This is a genomic window from Vogesella indigofera (genome assembly GCF_028548395.1).
GTDB classification, from domain to species: Bacteria; Pseudomonadota; Gammaproteobacteria; order Burkholderiales; family Chromobacteriaceae; genus Vogesella; species Vogesella indigofera_A.
In genome coordinates this window covers 136,795-155,920 of record NZ_JAQQLA010000001.1, presented here as the reverse complement: position 1 = coordinate 155,920, position 19,126 = coordinate 136,795, and the positions used below count along the sequence as shown (strand labels likewise).

The 19,126-nt window shown below is 63.3% G+C and carries 13 protein-coding genes; 5 read left to right on the top strand and 8 right to left on the bottom strand.

The annotated features are described in order from the left end of the window. Nucleotides 1–192 precede the first annotated feature (192 nt). Together PQU89_RS00730 and PQU89_RS00725 are read right to left on the bottom strand one after the other, a co-directional pair. Complete coding sequence (locus tag PQU89_RS00730) at nucleotides 193–1,983, bottom strand: PAS domain S-box protein (RefSeq protein ID WP_272764151.1); 1,791 nt, start codon at nucleotides 1,981–1,983, stop codon at nucleotides 193–195. A gap of 14 nt (nucleotides 1,984–1,997) precedes the next feature. Next, nucleotides 1,998–2,408 (bottom strand): hypothetical protein, encoded by a 411-nt coding sequence (locus PQU89_RS00725; protein ID WP_272764150.1) that lies wholly within the window; start codon nucleotides 2,406–2,408, stop codon nucleotides 1,998–2,000. Between the two features lie 520 nt (nucleotides 2,409–2,928). Here PQU89_RS00725 and PQU89_RS00720 point away from each other — a divergent pair. Beyond that, the gene (locus PQU89_RS00720) at nucleotides 2,929–3,642 is read left to right on the top strand and encodes a DsbC family protein (RefSeq protein WP_272764149.1); all 714 of its coding nucleotides are present in this window, start codon (nucleotides 2,929–2,931) and stop codon (nucleotides 3,640–3,642) included. 940 nt (nucleotides 3,643–4,582) lie between these two features. Further along, a complete protein-coding gene (locus PQU89_RS00715) occupies nucleotides 4,583–6,241 on the top strand; it encodes an NEW3 domain-containing protein (protein ID WP_272764148.1) in 1,659 nt (552 codons plus the stop codon). 119 nt (nucleotides 6,242–6,360) lie between these two features. Here PQU89_RS00715 and PQU89_RS00710 read toward each other — a convergent pair whose 3' ends face one another. The 3 genes from PQU89_RS00710 to ahpC form a co-directional block, all read right to left on the bottom strand. Beyond that, entirely contained in the window at nucleotides 6,361–8,175 is a 1,815-nt protein-coding gene (locus tag PQU89_RS00710; RefSeq protein ID WP_272764147.1) for a hypothetical protein, read from the bottom strand. A 562-nt stretch (nucleotides 8,176–8,737) separates the two neighbouring features. Next, entirely contained in the window at nucleotides 8,738–10,312 is a 1,575-nt protein-coding gene (gene ahpF / locus PQU89_RS00705; protein ID WP_272764146.1) for an alkyl hydroperoxide reductase subunit F, read from the bottom strand. Nucleotides 10,313–10,487: 175 nt separating this feature from the next. Beyond that, entirely contained in the window at nucleotides 10,488–11,051 is a 564-nt protein-coding gene (gene ahpC, locus PQU89_RS00700; RefSeq protein ID WP_272764145.1) for an alkyl hydroperoxide reductase subunit C, read from the bottom strand. A gap of 167 nt (nucleotides 11,052–11,218) precedes the next feature. Between ahpC and PQU89_RS00695 the strand changes: the two genes are divergently transcribed. Next, the gene (locus PQU89_RS00695) at nucleotides 11,219–11,782 is read left to right on the top strand and encodes a lipocalin family protein (protein ID WP_272764144.1); all 564 of its coding nucleotides are present in this window, start codon (nucleotides 11,219–11,221) and stop codon (nucleotides 11,780–11,782) included. A 37-nt stretch (nucleotides 11,783–11,819) separates the two neighbouring features. Here the strand turns inward: PQU89_RS00695 and PQU89_RS00690 are convergent, their stop codons facing one another. Beyond that, nucleotides 11,820–13,136: a methyl-accepting chemotaxis protein gene (locus PQU89_RS00690; RefSeq protein ID WP_272764143.1), complete on the bottom strand. Its 1,317-nt coding sequence runs from the start codon at nucleotides 13,134–13,136 to the stop codon at nucleotides 11,820–11,822. Between the two features lie 441 nt (nucleotides 13,137–13,577). Between PQU89_RS00690 and PQU89_RS00685 the strand changes: the two genes are divergently transcribed. Together PQU89_RS00685 and PQU89_RS00680 are read left to right on the top strand one after the other, a co-directional pair. After that, complete coding sequence (locus PQU89_RS00685; protein WP_272764142.1) at nucleotides 13,578–15,464, top strand: methyl-accepting chemotaxis protein; 1,887 nt, start codon at nucleotides 13,578–13,580, stop codon at nucleotides 15,462–15,464. Between the two features lie 268 nt (nucleotides 15,465–15,732). Continuing rightward, nucleotides 15,733–17,091 (top strand): MBL fold metallo-hydrolase RNA specificity domain-containing protein, encoded by a 1,359-nt coding sequence (locus tag PQU89_RS00680; RefSeq protein WP_272764141.1) that lies wholly within the window; start codon nucleotides 15,733–15,735, stop codon nucleotides 17,089–17,091. 24 nt (nucleotides 17,092–17,115) lie between these two features. Here the strand turns inward: PQU89_RS00680 and PQU89_RS00675 are convergent, their stop codons facing one another. Both PQU89_RS00675 and PQU89_RS00670 read right to left on the bottom strand, forming a co-directional pair. Further along, on the bottom strand, nucleotides 17,116–18,324 hold the full coding sequence (locus PQU89_RS00675; protein ID WP_272764140.1) for an amidohydrolase family protein: 1,209 nt from the start codon (nucleotides 18,322–18,324) through the stop codon (nucleotides 17,116–17,118). Nucleotides 18,325–18,347: 23 nt separating this feature from the next. After that, nucleotides 18,348–19,115 carry an ABC transporter ATP-binding protein gene (locus PQU89_RS00670; protein WP_272764139.1) on the bottom strand — a complete coding sequence of 256 codons (768 nt, stop codon included), beginning with the start codon at nucleotides 19,113–19,115 and terminating at the stop codon, nucleotides 18,348–18,350. Between the last annotated feature and the right edge of the window lie 11 nt (nucleotides 19,116–19,126).

Sequence of the window (19,126 nt, the reverse complement as noted above, 5' to 3'; positions counted from 1 at the left end):
TCAGGCGCGTGCTTGCGGACGACGCCAGTTTCTGCCGCCCTGACAATGGTGCGCATGATCGCGCGCGGCCCCATGGGGCCAGACCAAGCGGCGGCGGCAAGATCGTCGCGCGCAATTGAGGGCGCCCCGCCAATGACAACGCCGACCGTCGGCAGACGGTCGGCGTGCCGCATCGACAAGCGCCGGCGCGCGCTAGCCAGACAGGCGCTGCAGCGAATTGGCCAGCTCGCTGATGCGCTGCTTGGTTTCATCCACCAGACCGTTGATCTCCTTGGCCGAGGACGACGAGCGCGAGGCCAGCTTGCGCACCTCGTCCGCCACCACGGCAAAGCCGCGACCGGCCTCGCCGGCCCGCGCCGCCTCGATCGCCGCGTTCAGCGACAGCAGATTGGTCTGCGCCGCGATCTCGTCGATCACCGACACGATCTGGCCGATCTGGTTGCTGGAGGCCAGCACCGCGTTCATCGCGCCGTCGGTGGTGTCGCGGCTCTCGTGCTCGCCCTGCACGTTCTTCACGAACGCGGTGTAGGCAATGCGCCCTTCCAGCCGGATCTTGGACAACGACAGCATGCCCCACACCTTGCTGCCGTCCTTGCGCTCAATGGCCACCTCGCGGCTGGTGCCGACGATCTTGTCCTGGCCGCTGCTGCGGTTGGCGTTGACCAGATGGTCGTGATTACTCTGGATCGCCTGCGGCACCAGCATCTTCACGTTGTGGCCGATCACTTCCTTGCGGTCGTAACCCCACAGCCGCTCCGCTGCCGCGTTGAAAAAGGTGACCAGATTGTGCTCGTCGATGGCGACCACCGCGTCCAGCGCCTGCTCCAGCGTCTGGTTCATCATCTCGCGCGCCTCGCGCTCGCGGGTCACGTCCTTCACGAAGGCGGTGTAGCTGATGTACTCGCCGCAGCGCACCCGCGACAGCGACAGGCTGCCCCACACCTTGCTGCCGTCCTTGCGCTCGATGCAGACCTCGCGGCTGGTACCGACGATCTTGTCGACGCCGGTGCGGCGGTTGGCGTTGACCAGCTCGTCGTGCTGCGACTGGATCATCTGCGGCACCAGCATCTTCACGTTGTGGCCGATCACCTCCTTGCGGTCGTAGCCCCACAGCAGCTCCGCCGCCGCGTTGAAAAAGGTGACGTTGTTGTCCGGATCGATGCTGACCACCGCGTCCAGTGCCTGTTCCAGCGTCTGGTTCAGCGCCTCGCGCACCTGGCGCTCCCTAGTGATGTCCTTGACGAAGGCGGTGTAGGTGATGCGACCCTCGATCTCCACCTTGGACAGCGACAGATTGCCCCACAGCTGGGAGCCGTCCTTGCGGAAGACCGGCACGTCGCGGCTGGTGCCGACGATCTTGTCCTGGCCGGTATGGCGATTGGCGTTGACGTAGCCGTCGTGGCTGCCCTGGATGTCCTTGGGCACCAGCATCTTGATGTTCTGCCCCAGCACCTCGCTGCGCGCGTAGCCCCACAGCCGCTCGGCCGCGGCATTGAAAAAGGTGATCAGGTTGTGCTCGTCGATGCTGACCACCGCATCCAGCGCCTGCTCCAGCGTCTGCCGGATGCTTTCGCGCGCCGTGTGTTCGGCGGTGATGTCGCGCACGAAGGCGGTGTAGGTGATCGACCTGCCCTGCTGCACCTTGGACAGCGACAGGCTGCCCCACACCTTGCCACCATCCTTGCGCTCGATCAGCACCTCGCGGCTGCTGCCGACGATCTTGTCGACACCGGTTTCGCGGTTGGCGTTCACCAGCCGGTCGTGATCGTGGCGGATCAGCTGCGGCACAAGCAGCTTCACGTTCTGGCCCAGCACCTCCAGCGCGCTGTAGCCCCACAGCCGCTCGGCGGCGGGGTTGAAATAGGTGATATTGTCATTGTCATCAATACTGACCACGGCATCGACGGCCTGGTCCAGTATCTGCCGCGTGGTGTCACCCAGATTCAGGCGCAGCAACCGCGCAATTGACTGACGGCTTCCCATAGCTCACTTCCCCTTTAGATCGCTTTGTAATCAGCCGCAATCGCCAATCCGCCGCCTCCCCGGCCCGGACAGCCACCACCGCATTGCTGCAAACTCAAATTGATCTTAGCGGTCAGTTCATGAAAATCAAATAATTTATTGATGTTAAAAATACCGGTAACACGCAATAAGAAATAAAGTTTTCTACAAAGGAAATAACCAGTATTTAACACCTGGCACAGAGCGCATTTCAGCCATGCCAGCAGCGGGTAGGCCTCGTCCTTATCCGGCAGCCACTGACCACCAGCAACAGACAACGCCTGCCGCTCAACCCGCACAAAGTCAGGCCTGGCTTGCACCGTAGCGGTGCCACCGGCAGCACCAGCCAGGTGCGCGTCACGTCCGGGCAGCGCGACGGATTGCGCCGTGCTGGCAGCGCCACTCATCAAATAAGCCACCCATTAATTTTAAATTTCATGACATGTTAAAAACTTGCAGTCGCGCCACGGGCCTTGCCGCCACGGCGAAACACTTGGCCGGCAAAAGGTGTACTCAACTGAAACAGCACGGCACCATGACATTCAATCGGCAATATTATTGAAATGGCGCCCAATTAAAAACAATGATCACCATACCGGTAATGCCACTACGCGTTACCAGCAGCCGGCCAGGCCAGCGACGCACGCCGTGGCGACAAGGTTGCCGCAAGCCGGGACCGCAACTGGTCGCCATGCAAAGGCCGCTGCAGGGCAACGAACATCGTTGATAAACGGGTGACCTGAAGATGCCCGCGCTAAAGCCGTGTCACCGCCATTGTGACAATGTCGATAAAAACCAGCCATGACAAACAGTCACCATTAAACATGAATCTGCCCATTACAGATGATGAATAGTCGGCAGCAAAACCCAATCTGAACTATATCGGATTGATCTTTTCTGCATTTATCGGCCACCAGGAGATTCATCATGAGAATACTGCTGCGCAGTTCACTGCTGATTACCGCCTTGCTGTCGGCACTGGCGGTAGCGGACGAGCAATCGGTGAAACGCTCATTCGAAGAACGCTTCCCCGGCGCAGAGGTGGCCTCGGTGAAAAAAGAGGCACTGACCGGCTTGTACGAGGTTTATGCCGTCGGCCAGTTATTCTATGTTGATGAAAAGGTCAGCTACGCGATCCAGGGCAATCTGATCAATGCCCAGACCCGGCAAAGCCTGAGCGCCGAGCGCATGAAAGTACTGTCCGAGATCAGCTTCAACAAGCTGCCTTTCGAGCAGGCGATCAAGATCGTCAAGGGCAACGGCAAACGCCAGCTGGCGGTATTCGAGGACCCGGATTGCCCGTTCTGCAAGCAGCTGGAACGCGAGCTGCAGAAGGTCAACGATGTCACCATCTACGTATTCCTGTACCCCATCGAGCAGCTGCACCCCGGCGCGACGCTGAAGTCGCGCAAGATCTGGTGCGCACCGGACCGCGCCAAGGCCTGGCTGGCGTCGGTGCACGACAACACCGTGCCGGAGGGCAGCGGCGAGTGCGACAACCCGATCACCAACCTGGCGAAACTGGCGCGAACCCACCGCATTACCGGCACCCCGACGCTGATCTTTGCCAATAACGAGCGCGTTGCCGGGGCCGTCCCGGCGGCCAAGATAGAGCAGCTGCTGGGCAACACCACGCCCTGAGCTGCCACCGCAGCACTGCCGCAGCGTAGCACCTGGCTAGCCGCCACAGCGGCCAGCCAGGTGCGCCACGTCCTCCCGCCGACATCGTTTGCAAGCCCCGCCGACGTCACTAGCGCACCGCCGGCCTGCATTCGCACGCCATACCCGCATTTCCCACCCGGCCCCACCAACGTTGGCCGCAGCCCCGCTGCCGGCGCGTTGCTGCGCCATGTTTCCTGCGACCTACCCTGCCCCGTTCCCATTCCGCATACCGCCCCGCAGCAAGCACGCTGCGAGCCGGCATGCGGTCCTGTCATCCTGGCATCGCCTATCCGCATTTACATTTGATCTATTCCGGGTTATTTATCGTCACCAAGTAATTTATATTGATTATGAATTATAGAATTCAAATTTAAATCAATAAAATATTGGAATGATTGGTATCATTATGTTTAATATAAAATAAACAAACATCCATGACAAAATCAAAAAACAACAATAAAAACAATCGTATTCATATATTTCAGAGATTGCTTTTTGGCGACATTGCCATTGCCTGTGCGTTGTGTATAGTTCGCTCTTCAATATTAAGTAAATTCTCGGAATATTCATCACCCGCCGTCCGGGTCAGCAGTTAACCGGCGCATAGCTGAACAAACGCCATAAAACACTTGTAAGCAGATACTGATACAAATAAAACCGCATCAATGAAAACATTTATTCTGTTTTCAGAAAATGTGTGTTCTACGAGTACAGTCATCAGCCGTGTAGGCCGTTGCGGGGGATGGGCTTTTCTTTTGATGATGAGAGGAATGTCATGCTTCAACGCGCAATGCGTGCCTGCGGCCAACGTTTCGGGCTGCCGACGACGTTGCTAGGCGCCTGCTTGCTGCTTCTGCCGCTTGCTGCACCAAGTGTTGCCCAGGCATCTGGCAAGACAACACAGGCCTTGCCAGCTAGCGTGGCCGCCAAGCAAACCCAGCTTGAAGGCGAACTGGAGCTGTGGACCGAAGATGACTTCAAGAACAAGAAGAGCCACTCGCGGCAGTTCCTGAAGACCGCAGCGGGGCAACGCTATGAGCTTAAATTCAAGACAAAACAGCCGCAGCATGAGCCAGGCAGCAAGGTACGGGTACAGGGCACGCTGAGCGGCAACAGCCTGATGCTGGAAACTGGTGGCGACACCAGCTACCAGTATCTGGCGGCACCGGCAACGGGGGTCGATGCCCTCGGGGTGCAAAGCACGGCGGTACTGCTGGTCAACTTCCAGGATCAACCCACCAACAAGCCCTGGACGCCAGAGCAGTGGGACAGCTTCGTGTTCGGCAGCAGCAGCGGCTCCGTCAACAGTTTCTACCTGGAAAACTCCTACCAGCAGACCTCGTTCAGCGGCAAGGTATTCGGCTGGTACACGCTACCACTCAACAGCACCGACACCTGCAACAGCGACAACATCGCCAGCGCCGCCAAGGCGGCAGCCAGTGCCGCCGGGGTTGACCTCTCCGGCTATGCCCGCGTTGTGTATGCGTTTCCCAATACCAGCAGCTGCAGCTGGGGCGGCTTGTCCTCGGTAGGCAGCGTTCCCTCGCAGTCCTTCATCAACGGCACCATGTCGCTGAGCGTGGTCGGGCACGAGCTGGGCCATGCCCTCGGCTTGTGGCATTCGCACGGTCTCGACTGCGATGTCAGCGCCACCGGCAACAGCTGCACCTATGTCGAATATGGCGACCGCGTCGATATCATGGGATGGCAAACGGGGCATCTGAATGCCTTCCAGAAGGAAAGACTGGGCTGGTTGAACTACAGCGCCTCTCCCGCCATCACCACGGTGCAGAACAGCGGCAGCTATGTGATCGAGCCAATCGAGACGGGCGGCAGCAACGCCAAGGGGCTGAAGATTCTCAAGAGTACCGATCCTGTTACCGGCGCCAAAACCTGGTATTACCTGGAATACCGCCAGCCGATCGGGGCTGACTACTACTTCAGCACCAACAGCATTTATCAGCCGGGCAATATCTTTGCGGGGGTGTGGGTACGCACCGGCACTGACGGTGCCGCGTCGAGCAGCTACGCACTGGACATGACGCCGGGCAGCCTTTCCTACTCCGCTACCGCCGATCTGGCCGATCCTGCCCTGGTGGTCGGACAAAGCTATACCGACACCAGCGCAGGCGTGACCATCACCCCGACCTGGGCTAACAGCAGCGGCATCGGCGTGGAGGTCACGTTTGCCAAAAGCACCTGCACCCGCGCCAATCCATCGCTGCTGATGTCATCGCCAGGCACCACGGTCGTGGCCGGTACCGCGGTGACCTACACCGTTGCGGTCACCAATAACGACAGCAGCAGCTGCAGTGCCGCCACCTTCAGCCTGCAAGGCAGCCTGCCCAGCGGCTGGAGCGGCAACTGGAAAAATGCCAGCCTGAGCCTCGCCGCCGGCAGCAGCGCATCGACCACCCTGACGGTCACCTCGCCAAGCTCGGCGCTGGCCGGGAGCTACAGCATCGGGGCCAAGGCCAGCAACAGCAGTGCCACCGCATACAGTGGCAGCGGCGCGTCAAGCTACGTGATCGGCAGCAGCACGACCACCACGACCAAGGGCAAGGGTCGCGGCAAGTAAGCGCAGACGACGGTGCCCGTGCAGCCGTCGCCAGATGAAAAGGGCGATGGGTCTTGCGACCCATCGCCCTGGCTTTTCCCGATGCTCAGGAAAAAGCGGTTTACCGCAGTTGTTGCCGGTCAGTCACTCAAGTCAAGGACATCAGGGATGCCATCAACATCGGTGTCGCACAGGTAGCAGGTGGCGTTCGCCGGTCCTGCGGTGAAGGTGCCGGAGATGCTGCCCTCACCCGATACACTTACGCCATCGGTGAACGCGGCGCTGGACGGCGGGTTGACCAGATCGGCATTGGTCGGGTTGTAACTACCCAGGAAGCAGGCAGTCTCGTTTGGCGACAGCACCAGATCCGACTTGGCGACCCCGGTAGTGCAATCAACCTGGTTCAGCGTGCTGACCTTGGTATCGACCGGAGTGGTGATGGTCACCGACTGGTTGGAGGTACTAGGGTTGGTCACTTCAACCCTGACATCGGCTTGCAGCGCCACCAGACCATTGGTGCCGGCCACCAGTTGCATCCCCTGGCAGGCTTTGGTGATATCCAGATCCGCGGACACCGTGGCCAGACAAGCACTGGCACTGGCAGCACTGACCACCGCATCCTTCGTGATATCGCTCTGCCCCGGTGCCGAGCCGGCCACCGCATGGATAGCGTTCTGGAAGCTGTTCAGGCTACCGGTACACGAAATGCCGACGGTTACGCTCGCTCCCGGCGCCAGACTGCTGGCCACTTTCACCGGCGTACCGGTAATGAGTTCGGTGCCGTTGACACTCTGATCGCCAGTGTTGCTGGTGATGGTGCAGCTGGTTTCGCCGGTATTGGCAAAGTTGAAGCTCTCGTTAATGGTTACGTCATAGATGATTCCGCTTGGACTGGAGTTGGTGACCGTGGCCGTAAACGGACTGGTAAAGGTGGCGAAGTCGCTATTCACGGTTGCCTGGGTACACGCCTTGGTCGCGGCAATACTGCAGTTGGAGAAATCACCCAGCGCGAAGTCAAAAATGGTGGCACCGAGCGAGGTCGACGAACGGGTGTCAGCCAGATAGCGGTTGAAGCATCCGGAGATACCAATCGCAGTCAGGTCAATGCCGCCCTCGAAGAACATACCGATGTCCAGATCCTTGCTGCTGGTGTAAGCAGGGCCGCTAGGATTGGAGGTCTTGCTTTTCACCAGCCAGGGCACATCGGCATTGGCACCGTCGCCGTTGAGCACCGCGGTGTTGACCTTGGCACAAACGTTAAAAGCATCGCCGTTGCACTCGCCGCCAGAGGCGATTGCAGTCGTGCCGAGCGAACCATTCGCGCCGCCATTCCAGCGGTAGGCCTTGATCTCGCTGACGCGGCCACCATTGGTAAATTCGGACACGATCAGCACGTCACCATCGGTGTGATTGCCGACGAAGGGAGTCGAGCCGCCACCGGCCGGGCAGCTAACGTCCGGGTCCTTGAGGAACCAGAAACCGACATCCTTGGTACCGTCATTGGAGGCCACATCCAGAGCAAAGTAGACAATCAGGTGATTGTTTGGATTGATGTAGGCAACCGCGTAGGCATTGTTGATATCGGTCTTGTCATTGACGTTGTTGGTCTTCTTGCACTGCCAGCCCGGGGTGATGTTCAGGGTGTCCTTACTCCCGGTAGCGAACAGGCTGTTGTCGTTGCTGGTGGCTGGAAAAAAGTCAACGACGAAGGTTGGCGAACTGAAGCCGCTAGGCAGCGACGCTTTCGGGGTGGCGCCGACAGCAGGGAGATTGCTGTCAAAGACATCACTCCAGTCCGGCTTCTCTTGGGTGCCGCCCTTCATGTCGCCGTCAAGTTGGAAATAATTTGCCGGGTTATCTGCTAAGGCGAACGGCGTGATGCCCATGCCCATGACGCCCAGACAGCAGAGGGCGAAGGCAGACAGCGCCTTTCTTAGCTTGGTTGATGAGAACATGTTGTGCCTCCATTAGATCGCAATGTAGAGGCGGTTCCTGCCAAGGAATCGCACGCGTGATTCCCACCTCATGGCACGTGCCGAAAACGTTCACACCGCATGGCCTCTTGTATGGCGGCGACTGCGCCAGCGGGCGCCGGCACCACCACCAAAGCTCTATCGGTACTACACCTCGTCCTGACAATCCCAACCGTGATGAAAGCCCTCCTCCCTGATGCCGGCTGGTTTTGTTACGCTTCATCGTAGGTTACAGTGAAAACAGATTCAAGCAACTGTTGAAAATATAACATCAGGAAAGCGGGCAGGAAAATCAGTATTGATCAGCATTTTTGCGGCAGAAATCACCACGCGGAACGACGAAACAGACAGATAACGGCACAGACAGAACCAGCCGCTTGCCGCAGCACACCGCGCCGGTGACCAGCGCGCTACGGCGGCAATGCAGTATAGGCCACTGCACGACCGTCGGTCGCGCGCGACAAAAAGCCCCGCATCATCCGATACGGAGCTTGCATCCGGGATTCAAAGGTTGGCCGCAGGCAGGCGGCGGCCAACCTTGGACTCAGCTGGCGGACACGTCGCTGCGGATCAGGTGGTCGAAGGCGCCGAGCGCGGCCTTGGCGCCCTCGCCCATGGCGATGATGATCTGCTTGTACGGCACGTCGGTCACATCCCCGGCGGCGAACACGCCGGGCACGGTGGTGTCCTGGTGGCGGCCCACCAGAATCTCGCCGCGGCTGGACAGCTCGACGCTGCCGCGCAGCCAGTCGGTGTTCGGCAGCAGGCCGATCTGCACGAAAATACCTTCCAGCGCGATGTGGCGTGCTTCGCCGCTGGCACGGTCAATATAGTCAAGGCCGTTCACCTTGCTGCCATCGCCCGTCACCGCGGTGGTCTGCGCCTGCAGGACGATGGTCACGTTGGGCAGGCTCTTCAGCTTGTTCTGCAGCACCGCGTCGGCACGCATGGCATCGCCGAACTCCAGCAGGGTGACGTGCGACACGATGCCGGCCAGGTCGATGGCCGCTTCCACGCCGGAGTTGCCGCCACCCACCACCGCCACACGCTTGCCCTTGAACAGCGGGCCGTCGCAATGCGGGCAGTAGGCCACGCCCTTGTTGCGGTATTCCTTTTCGCCCGGCACGTTCATTTCACGCCAGCGGGCACCGGTAGCGATGATCACGGTCTTGGCCTTCAGCGTGGCGCCGCTTTCCAGCTGGATTTCGGTCAGGCCGCTGGCACTTTCGCTGGCGGCCACCAGCTTGCTGGCGCGCTGCAGGTTCATCACGTCCACGTCGTATTCCTTGACGTGCTGCTCCAGCGCCATCGCCAGTTTCGGGCCTTCGGTCTCCTTCACCGAGATGAAGTTTTCGATGCCCATGGTGTCCAGCACCTGGCCGCCGAAACGCTCCGCCACCACGCCGGTGCGGATGCCCTTGCGCGCCGTGTAGATGGCTGCGGCGGCACCGGCCGGCCCACCGCCGACCACCAGTACATCAAATGCGTCCTTGGCGGCGATTTTTTCCGCCTCGCGTGCCGCCGCGCCGGTATCCAGCCGGGCGACGATTTCTTCCAGCCCCATGCGGCCCTGGCCGAACACTTCACCGTTCAGGTACACGGTGGGCACCGACATGATCTGGCGGGCGGCCACCTCGTCCTGGAACAGCGCGCCGTCGATCATGGTGTGGCGGATGCCCGGATTGAGCACCGCCATCAGGTTCAGCGCCTGCACCACGTCCGGGCAGTTCTGGCACGACAGCGAGATATAGGTTTCGAAGGTGTATTCGCCGCGCAGATCTTTCACCTGCTGGATCAGCTCCTGCCCGGCCTTGGACGGATGACCGCCCACCTGCAGCAGCGCCAGCACCAGCGAGGTGAACTCGTGGCCCATCGGCACACCGGCAAACTGCACACGCGGCGCGGCGTCGCCCGTGCGGCCAACGCTGAACGAAGGCTGGCGCGCATCGTTGCCGTCGAAGCGGACGCTGACCTTGTCGGACAGGCTGGCGATGTCGGCCAGCAGGCCACGTACTTCCTCGTCCTTGGCCCCGCCGCCCAGGCTGGCGACCAGCTCGATCGGGTGCTGCAGGTTGGTCAGGTAAGCTTGCAGTTGGGTCTTGATATTGTTGTCCAGCATGATGTGCTCCTTGGTATACGGGTACCCGGGAAAGCGGCTTCAAGGTTGGCCGCAAGGCCGTTTTCCGGGGCACCCGGCAATGAATGTCGGGTGGAGATGGCAACGGCCGGGAGAAGTCGGCCGGGCCATCCGGTACAGCGCAGTTACGTGAACTCAGAGCTCTGTGGGGCAGGGCTTAAATTTTGCCTACCAGGTCCAGCGACGGAGCCAAGGTGGCATCGCCTTCTTTCCACTTGGCCGGGCACACTTCACCCGGGTGCGCGGCCACGTACTGGGCAGCCTTGATCTTGCGCAGCAGCTCGGACGCATCGCGGCCCACGCCGCCGGCGCTGATTTCCACGATCTGGATTTTGCCTTCCGGATCGATCACGAAGGTTCCGCGGTCGGCGAGGCCGGCTTCCTCGATCAGCACGCCGAAGTTGCGCGAGATCAGGTGCGTCGGGTCGGCCAGCATCGGGTACTGGATCTTCTTGATGGTGTCGGAGGTGTCGTGCCACGCCTTGTGGGTGAAGTGGGTGTCGGTGGACACCGAGTAGATTTCCACGCCCATATCACGGAACTGCGGATACAGGTCAGCCAGGTCGCCCAGCTCGGTCGGGCACACGAAGGTGAAGTCGGCCGGGTAGAAGAAGACAACGGACCACTTGCCCAGCAGGGTCTCGTCAGTCACGTCGATGAACTGGCCGTTGTGGAAGGCTTTGCTGGCAAACGGTTTGATCTGGCTGTTGATGATGGACATGCTTCGCTCCTTGGATGGGTGAGTCGTTGTTGACGGATGCCATCATGCCGGATAGAAATAGCCATTTCCAATTGAATGTTTATTTCGTATAGTTTTATTTTCTTTATCACGCCATTACCGCGCCCAACATCGATCGCGCGGCTGGCCAGCCCGCCGGGAACCCTCCCATGAAAAAGACCCTTGTTGCCGCCCTGCTATGCCTTGCCACCCTGCCGGCCTGCGCCAGCCCGCAGCCGGCGGGCATTGCCGGCGACGGCCACCTGCAAACCATTGCCGCGCTGGATGTGCCGCGCTACATGGGCACCTGGTACGAGATCGCCCGCTTTCCCAACTGGTTTCAGCAAAAGTGCGTTGCCAATGCCAGCGCCCGTTACCGGCTGCAGGCGGACGGCACGGTGGCGGTGGACAATCGCTGCCAGCAGGCCAATGGCGACATCAGCAGCGCCAGCGGCAGCGCGCGGCAAATCGGCGGCGCCAGCTCGCCAAGGCTGCAGGTGCGCTTCGCGCCGGCCTGGCTGTCATGGTTGCCGTGGGTGTGGGGGGATTACTGGGTGATCGATCTGGACAAGGACTACCAGCTGGTCGCCGTCAGCGAGCCGAAGCGCGACTACCTGTGGGTGCTGGCGCGCAATCGCAGCGTGGCGCCGGCCGCCTACGCCGCGCTGCTGGCCCGGCTGCGGCAGCAGGGGTTTGATACCGGCAAGCTGCAGCGCACGCCGCAGCTCGACTGAACGGCCGCCGCGGCGGCGCAGGCCGAGCGGCGCCGGCTCACGACTTGAGATGGGTAAAGCGGCCGATGGCTTCCACCACCGCGTGTGCGCCGTCGCGGATCTGCGCGATGGTGCTGCCGGCGCGCTGGGTCAGCGTCACGCTGTGCTGCGCCTGTTGCAGGATCTGCGCCATGCTTTGCACCGCGCTGCCAGTCTGTTGCTGGATGTCGCCGACCATGGCGGCAATTTCGGTGGTCGACGCGCTGGTGCGCTCCGCCAACTTGCGCACCTCGTCGGCCACCACCGCGAAGCCGCGTCCGGTCTCGCCGGCGCGCGCCGCCTCGATCGCCGCGTTCAGCGCCAGCAGGTTGGTCTGATCGGCGATGTCCTTGATGGTCTGCACGATGGAGGTGATCTGCAGCGAGCGCGCGCCCAGCTGCTGCACCGTGTGGCTGGCCGCCTCGATGCTGCCGGCCATCTGCCGGATTTCGTCCACGCTCTGGCGGATGCCGGCCACGCCGCTGTCCGACCAGTCCAGCGTCTGCCGTGACGAACTGTAGGCAAACTGGGCGCTGTCGCGCTCCTGCTGTACCTGCTCGACGCGGGCGCTGATGTCGGTGGCGAACTTGATCACGCTGACCACCTGCTGGTTTTCGTCCAGCACCGGGTTGTAGCTGGCCTCCAGCCACACCGTGCGGCCGTCGTGGTGGCGGCGCCGGATCTGGCCGGCGAAGAACTCGCCGCGGCGCAGGCGCTGCCACAGCTGCTCGTACTCCGCGCTGTCGCCGAACTCGCGCTCGCACAGCAGACGGTGATGCTGGCCGCGCAGCTGCTCCAGTCGGTAGCCCATGGTGCGCAGGAAATTGTCGTTGGCGCCGACGATCGTCCCATCGGGGCGGAATTCGATGGTCGCCATCGCGCGATCCAGCGCCTGCAGCACCGAGCGGTTGTGCGCCGCCTCGCGCACGCGGGCGGTGATGTCGGTTGCGAACTTCACGTAGCCGCTGATCTGGCCGGCGGCGTCGATGATCGGACTGTACGTCGCCTCCAGCCACACCACCTCGCCCGTGGCGGTAACGCGCTGCACCTTGCCCTGGAACGGCTCGCCGCGCTGCAAGTGCGCCCAGAACTGCGCGTAATCACGGCTCGCGACATAGTCGCTGGCGCAGAACAGGCTGTGCGGCTGGCCGAGGATATCGCCGAGCTGGCGGTAACCCAGTGTGTCCAGAAAGTTCTGGTTGGCCGCCACCACCCTGCGCGCCACATCAAAATGGACGCTGGCAAAGGAACGCTCCAGCGCGCTGGCAATCGCCTGCTGGGTGCGCAGCTGCTGTTGCAGCGTGCTGATCTGCTGCTTGAGCCGGGTATTGAACATGGCGTTTTCTCGTGGTGGCGAACGGGTTATCCTTTTTTGTATAGTTATTGTATTGTACAAACTTCTTATTTACAAAAAATTGTAGTCGTTTGATTACGCATCGCAGCGACACAACTCGCTAGCGCGACTTATCGAGATGGCCAGTTATTACACACATACCGCTGAGAGCAGCGCCGGCACTGGCGCGGCGCCTTGCGGCCAATCTTGGCACGCACGGCGACACGGTCCGCACACCGGCCACCGGCGTTGCAATCCTGCCCACGCAGCGGCGTCACCGCGCTTGAGGCTGGCGGCAGCTGTTATAGATTGTTATCATCGCGCGCGCTGATTTATCACAAAGTTTCATAAAACAAGACGCACACCAACACACACCCACCCGACCCCGGCAACGCCAGGCGACCACCCGAGTCGCCGCGTTGCCCCGTTATCACGAGGAATGCCATGTCGTTAAAACAGCGACTCCTGTTTTTTGTCGCCATCCTGCTGGCGATTGCCATCGCGGTGCTATCCGCCCTCGCCTACCAGCGCATGCGCAGCGAGATCATCCACGGCGTGCAGCAGGAGCTGGACGCCGCCATCGCCGGCAACGGCGAGGCGCTCGGCCGCTGGCTGGCCCAGCGCCGCGACGCCATCCAGGCGACGGCCAACCGCCTCGGCGACGTCGATGCCAGTGCACCTTACCCGTTCCTGCAACAGGGCAAGGAAGCCGGCGGCTTCGACCAGACCTTTGCCGGCTACGCCGACAAGGTGATGCGCTACCACACGCCAGACAAACTGCCGGCCGACGGCTACGACCCGACCGCGCGGCCGTGGTACCAGCTGGCCAGCGCGCAAAAAGGCGTCGCCGTTACCGCGCCCTATGCCTTTGTAGAAAAACAGAAGCTGGGCGTGACCGTGGCCAGCCCGATCCTGCGCGGCGGCGCGCAGATTGGCGTGGTCGGCGGTGACATCTCGCTGGACGGGCTGACCGCGGTGGTGAAGGCGATCAGACTGCGCGGCGACGGCTACGCCTTCCTGGCCACGCGCGACGGCAAGATCGTCAGCCACCCGGCGGCCGACTCCACCCTCAAGCCGGTGGCCGAGGTGATGCCGGGCTTTGACGCCGCGCTGGTCAGCGCCGCCGGCAACAGCCCGACGCTGCATGAAGTAGAGATCGACGGCCGCAGCCACTACGCCGAAGTGGCCAGCATCGCCGGCAGCGACTGGGTGCTGGGCACGGTGGTGGCAAAAGACGCGATGCTGGCACCGCTGCAGCAGCTGCTGCTGACGCTGGTGCTGGCCGGGCTCGCGGTGGCGGTGGCCGGCATCGTGCTGGCCAACTTCGCCATCACCCGCCTGCTGGCCAGCCTGGTGCGGCTGCGCGATGCGCTGCTGGATGTCGCCAGCGGCCACGCCGACCTGACCCACCAGCTGAGCGTGGACAAGCAGGACGAAATCGGCCAGACCGCCGAGGCGTTCAACCGCTTCATCGGCAGCCTGCGGCAGATGTTCCTGGAGGTGCGCGAGCACTCGGTGTCGCTCAACGGCGGCATCGACGCGCTGAACGGCATCACCCGCCAGCTGGCCAGCGATTCGCAGCAGCAGGCCGACGCATCCAGCGCCACCGCCGCCACCATCGAACAGATCACCGTCAGCATCAACCACATCGCCAGCAATGCCACCTCGGCGGAAGAGGTGGTGGTGCAGACCGGACAGACCTCGCGCCAGTCGGCGCAGGCGGTGGGCGAGCTGGCCGGCGGGATCGAGCGCATCGCCGGCCAGGTCGGCCAGCTGGCCACCACCCTCGGCGGCCTGGGGCAGCGTTCGGCGCAGATGGACCAGATCATCAACGTGATCAAGGACATCGCCGACCAGACCAACCTCTTGGCGCTGAACGCGGCGATCGAGGCGGCGCGCGCCGGCGAGACCGGCCGCGGCTTTGCCGTGGTGGCCGACGAGGTGCGCAAGCTGGCCGAGCGCACCGCCAAGGCCACGGTGGAGATCGGCGAGCTGATCGACGCCACCCACCACGACGTGGAATCGGCGCTGGGCAATATGGAGCACACCCAGCAATCGGTACGGCACGGGGTCAGCGCCTCGCGCCAGGTTGCCGGGCAGATGGCCGGCATCGAGGACGAGGTGGCGCGCGTGGTGCTGACCATCCGCGACATCGCCGACGCCACCCGCGAGCAGTCAATCGCCACCACCGACATGGCGCGCGCGGCGGAAACGGCCAACCACATGGCGATCGAAACCGACCAGGCGGTGCAGAACGCCACCCGCACCGTGGACGAGCTGCACCAGCTGTCCAACCACCTGCATGACATGGTGGCGCGCTTCCGCATCTGAATCACGGCATCCGCCGCATGACAAGGTTGGCCGCAGCGTTCGCGCTGCGGCCAACCTTTTTTTATCGCGCCGGCGCGAGCGCAGCAAAGCAGCGGTCCCGCGCCCGCACGATCCCACCCATATGGCCAGCAACGGCCAGCCGGTGCGTGTCATCGCAAATCGGCGCCACCGCCATCGCGACGGCTCTCTATAAAGGAGAGTGAAGCGCCGTGCCGCCACCGCTGCGCGGCCCCCAGCCACCAGCGCCCCAGCGGCACAGGAAACGCTCATGCACCTCACCTTTCTCGGCGCCGCCGGCACCGTCACCGGCAGCAAGTACCTGCTGGAATGCAGCGGCCGCAAGATCCTGCTCGATTGCGGCCTGTTCCAGGGCTACAAGCAGCTGCGGCTGCGCAACTGGGCCGGGCTGCCGTTCGCCCCGGCCGATCTCGACGCGGTGGTGCTCAGCCACGCCCACCTCGACCACAGCGGCTACCTGCCGGCACTGGTGCGCGACGGCTTTCGCGGCCCGGTGTACGCCACCGAAGCCAGCTGCGAGCTGGCGGCGATCCTGCTGCCCGACAGCGGCTACCTGCTGGAAGAGGAAGCCGAATACGCCAACCGCCGCGGCTACTCCAAGCACCATCCGGCGCTGCCGCTGTACACCGAGGCCGACGCCGAACGCGCGCTGGCCTACCTGCGACCGCTGCCGTTCAACCAGCGCCGCGAGATCTTCCCCGACATCCAGCTGCTGCTGCGCCCGGCCGGCCACATCCTCGGCGCCGCCACCGTCACCATCGAGGCCGAAGGCAGCACCCTGGTCTGCTCCGGCGACCTCGGCCGCCAGCACGACCCGATCATGCAGCCGCCGCAGCCGATCCAGAATGCCGACTACCTGCTGGTGGAATCCACCTACGGCGACCGCACTCACCCCGCTGAGTCGGTGAAAGACATCCTCGCCGAGGTCATCAACCGCACCGTCGGCCGCCACGGCATCACCGTGATCCCGTCCTTTGCCGTCGCCCGCGCCCAGCTGCTGATGTACTACATCTATAAGCTGAAACAGAGCGGCCGCATCCCGCAACAGCTGCCGGTGTACATCAACAGCCCGATGGCCAGCGACGTCACCGCGCTGTACCAGCAGTTCCGCCACCTGCACAAGCTGTCGGAGAGCGAGTGCGAGGGCATGTGCCGCGTCGCCCACATCGTGCGCTCGGTCGACGAATCCAAGCGCCTGAACCAGACCAAAGAGCCATCGATCATCATCGCCGCCAGCGGCATGGCCACCGGCGGGCGGGTGCTGCACCACCTGAAGGCGTTCGCGCCCAATCCGCGCAACACGCTGCTGTTTTCCGGCTTCCAGGCCGGCGGCACCCGTGGCGCGCTGATCGTGGCCGGTGCCGACTCGGTACGCATCCACGGCCAGGACGTGCCGATCAATGCCGAAGTGGTGGCGCTGGAACACCTGTCCGCCCACGCCGACGGCAACGAGATCATGCAGTGGCTGACGGGCTTCAGCAGCGCGCCGCGACAGGTATTCGTGATCCACGGCGAGCCGGCGGCCGCCGACGCACTGCGTCGCCGCATCAGCCTGGAGCTGAACTGGCACGCGACGGTGCCGGAACACCAGCAGCGCGTCGCGCTGTAGCGCTGTGCCGCCGGTGCCCCCCGCTTACGGCAACGCCAGCAGGCTGTCGAGCAGCACGCCGTCACGGACGATCACCCGGCCGTGGCGGATCAGTGTGCGCTGCGGCGGGCGCAGCGCGATGGCCTCGCCCACCGTCTGCACCGGCAGCAGCAGGAAGTTGGCCGGCTTGCCCGGCGCCAGCCCGTAGTCGGCGTGGCCCATGGCGCGGGCGCCGTTGACGGTGCCGGCGTCGAACGCCGCCCGCAGCCCCTCGTCGGTGCGCTCGTAGAAGCGGTAGGCCTGCAGCATCACCCGCTCCAGCATGTCGCCGTTGCCCATCGGCGACCAGGCGTCGCGGATGCCATCCGAGCCGAGGCACACCGTCACCCCCGCCGCCGTCAGCTCGGCAAACGGCGGCACCCCGATGTCCGCCGGCGCGGTGGTGACGATGCTGATGCCGTTTGCGGCCAACCTTGCCGCCAGCGGCGCCACTTTCGGCCACGGCAGCATGCCGAGGCAAAAGGCGTGGCTGAGCATCACCCGCCCCTGCCGCCGGTACTGCTCGGTAAAGTCGCAGATGCGCGCGATCTGCCACAGTCCCAGCTCGCCACCGTCGTGCAGGTGGATGTCCACGCCGCGGTCGAACTCGGCGGCCAGTTCGAACACCTGCGTCAGCTGCGCGACCGGGTCGCCGTCGATGCCGCACGGGTCCAGCCCGCCCACCACCTCCACCCCGGCTTCCAGCGCCCGCCGCATCAGCTCAGCGGCGCCGGGGCGGGTGACGAGGCCAGCCTGCGGGAAGGTGACCAGCTCGATATCGATCAGCCCGGCATAGCGTTCGCGCAGCGCCAGCATGGCGTCGATATGCGACCAGCCCAGTTCCGGGTCGGCATCCACGTGGCAGCGCAGCAGCTGGGTGCCCTGCGCGATGCAGTGCTCCAGCAGCGCGCCGGCGCGCGCGGCGATCGGCACCGTCTGCTCGCGCAGGATGCGGCGCTCGTTGTCGATGCGCGCGCGCAGGTTGTCGGCGGCGCTGTGCGGCTGCCACGGCAGGCTCCACAGCGTCTTGTCGAGGTGGGTGTGCGCCTCCACCAAGGGCGGGGTCAGCAGCTGGCCGCCGCCGTCGAGGTCGTCCGCTGCCAGCGGCAGGTTGGCCGCCGGGCGGCGCGCGCCGATGCGGCCGGCCACGATTTCGATGTCTTCTGCCGCGCCGCCGTAGGGGCGCACATTACGCAGCCAAAATGGGTGTTGCATGCTCGTCTCGCTTGTGGTCATGGTTACTTCAGGCTGCCGGACAGAAACTGCGCCAGGCGTTCGCTCCTGGGCGCCACCAGCACCTGCTTCGGGTCGCCCTGCTCCTCGATGCGGCCCTGGTGCAGGAAGATCACGTGGTTGGATACCTCGCGGGCAAAGCCCATCTCGTGGGTGACCACCACCATGGTGCGGCCTTCCTCCGCCAGCGCCTGCATCACTTTCAACACCTCGCCCACCAGCTCCGGGTCCAGCGCCGAGGTCGGCTCGTCGAACAGCATCACGTCCGGCTCCATCGCCAGCGCACGGGCGATGGCCACCCGCTGCTGCTGGCCGCCGGACAGGTGCGACGGGTACTTGTCTTCCACCGCGGCGGCCAGCCCGACCTTGGCCAGGTAACGACGCGCACGGACGATGGCTTCGGCGCGCTCCAGCCCCAGCACGTTCACCGGCGCCTCGATCACGTTTTCCAGCACCGTCATGTGCCCCCACAGATTGAAATGCTGGAACACCATCGCCAGCCGGGTGCGCAACCGCTGCAGCTGGCGCGGGTCGGCGGCGCGCAACGCGCCGTTCTTGTCCGCCACGGTGCGGATTTCCTCGTTGCCCACCCGGATGCGGCCCTGGCTCGGCTGCTCCAGAAAGTTGATGCAACGCAGAAAGGTACTCTTACCGGAGCCGGAGGAGCCGATGATGCTGATCACATCGCCAGCCTTGGCCTGCAGCGATACCCCCTTGAGCACTTCGTGCGTGCCGTACTGCTTGTGCAGTTCTTCTACGGTCAATTGGTACATAGTGTTTTCTC

Coding starts and splice junctions, on each gene's coding strand:
- PQU89_RS00710 (WP_272764147.1), bottom strand. CDS start 8,175: ATGTTCTCATCAACCAAGCTAAGAAAGGCGCTGTCTGCCTTCGCCCTC.
- ahpF (WP_272764146.1), bottom strand. CDS start 10,312: ATGCTGGACAACAATATCAAGACCCAACTGCAAGCTTACCTGACCAAC.
- ahpC (WP_272764145.1), bottom strand. CDS start 11,051: ATGTCCATCATCAACAGCCAGATCAAACCGTTTGCCAGCAAAGCCTTC.
- PQU89_RS00730 (WP_272764151.1), bottom strand. CDS start 1,983: ATGGGAAGCCGTCAGTCAATTGCGCGGTTGCTGCGCCTGAATCTGGGT.
- PQU89_RS00720 (WP_272764149.1), top strand. CDS start 2,929: ATGAGAATACTGCTGCGCAGTTCACTGCTGATTACCGCCTTGCTGTCG.
- PQU89_RS00725 (WP_272764150.1), bottom strand. CDS start 2,408: ATGAGTGGCGCTGCCAGCACGGCGCAATCCGTCGCGCTGCCCGGACGT.
- PQU89_RS00675 (WP_272764140.1), bottom strand. CDS start 18,324: ATGCAACACCCATTTTGGCTGCGTAATGTGCGCCCCTACGGCGGCGCG.
- PQU89_RS00695 (WP_272764144.1), top strand. CDS start 11,219: ATGAAAAAGACCCTTGTTGCCGCCCTGCTATGCCTTGCCACCCTGCCG.
- PQU89_RS00680 (WP_272764141.1), top strand. CDS start 15,733: ATGCACCTCACCTTTCTCGGCGCCGCCGGCACCGTCACCGGCAGCAAG.
- PQU89_RS00685 (WP_272764142.1), top strand. CDS start 13,578: ATGTCGTTAAAACAGCGACTCCTGTTTTTTGTCGCCATCCTGCTGGCG.
- PQU89_RS00690 (WP_272764143.1), bottom strand. CDS start 13,136: ATGTTCAATACCCGGCTCAAGCAGCAGATCAGCACGCTGCAACAGCAG.
- PQU89_RS00670 (WP_272764139.1), bottom strand. CDS start 19,115: ATGTACCAATTGACCGTAGAAGAACTGCACAAGCAGTACGGCACGCAC.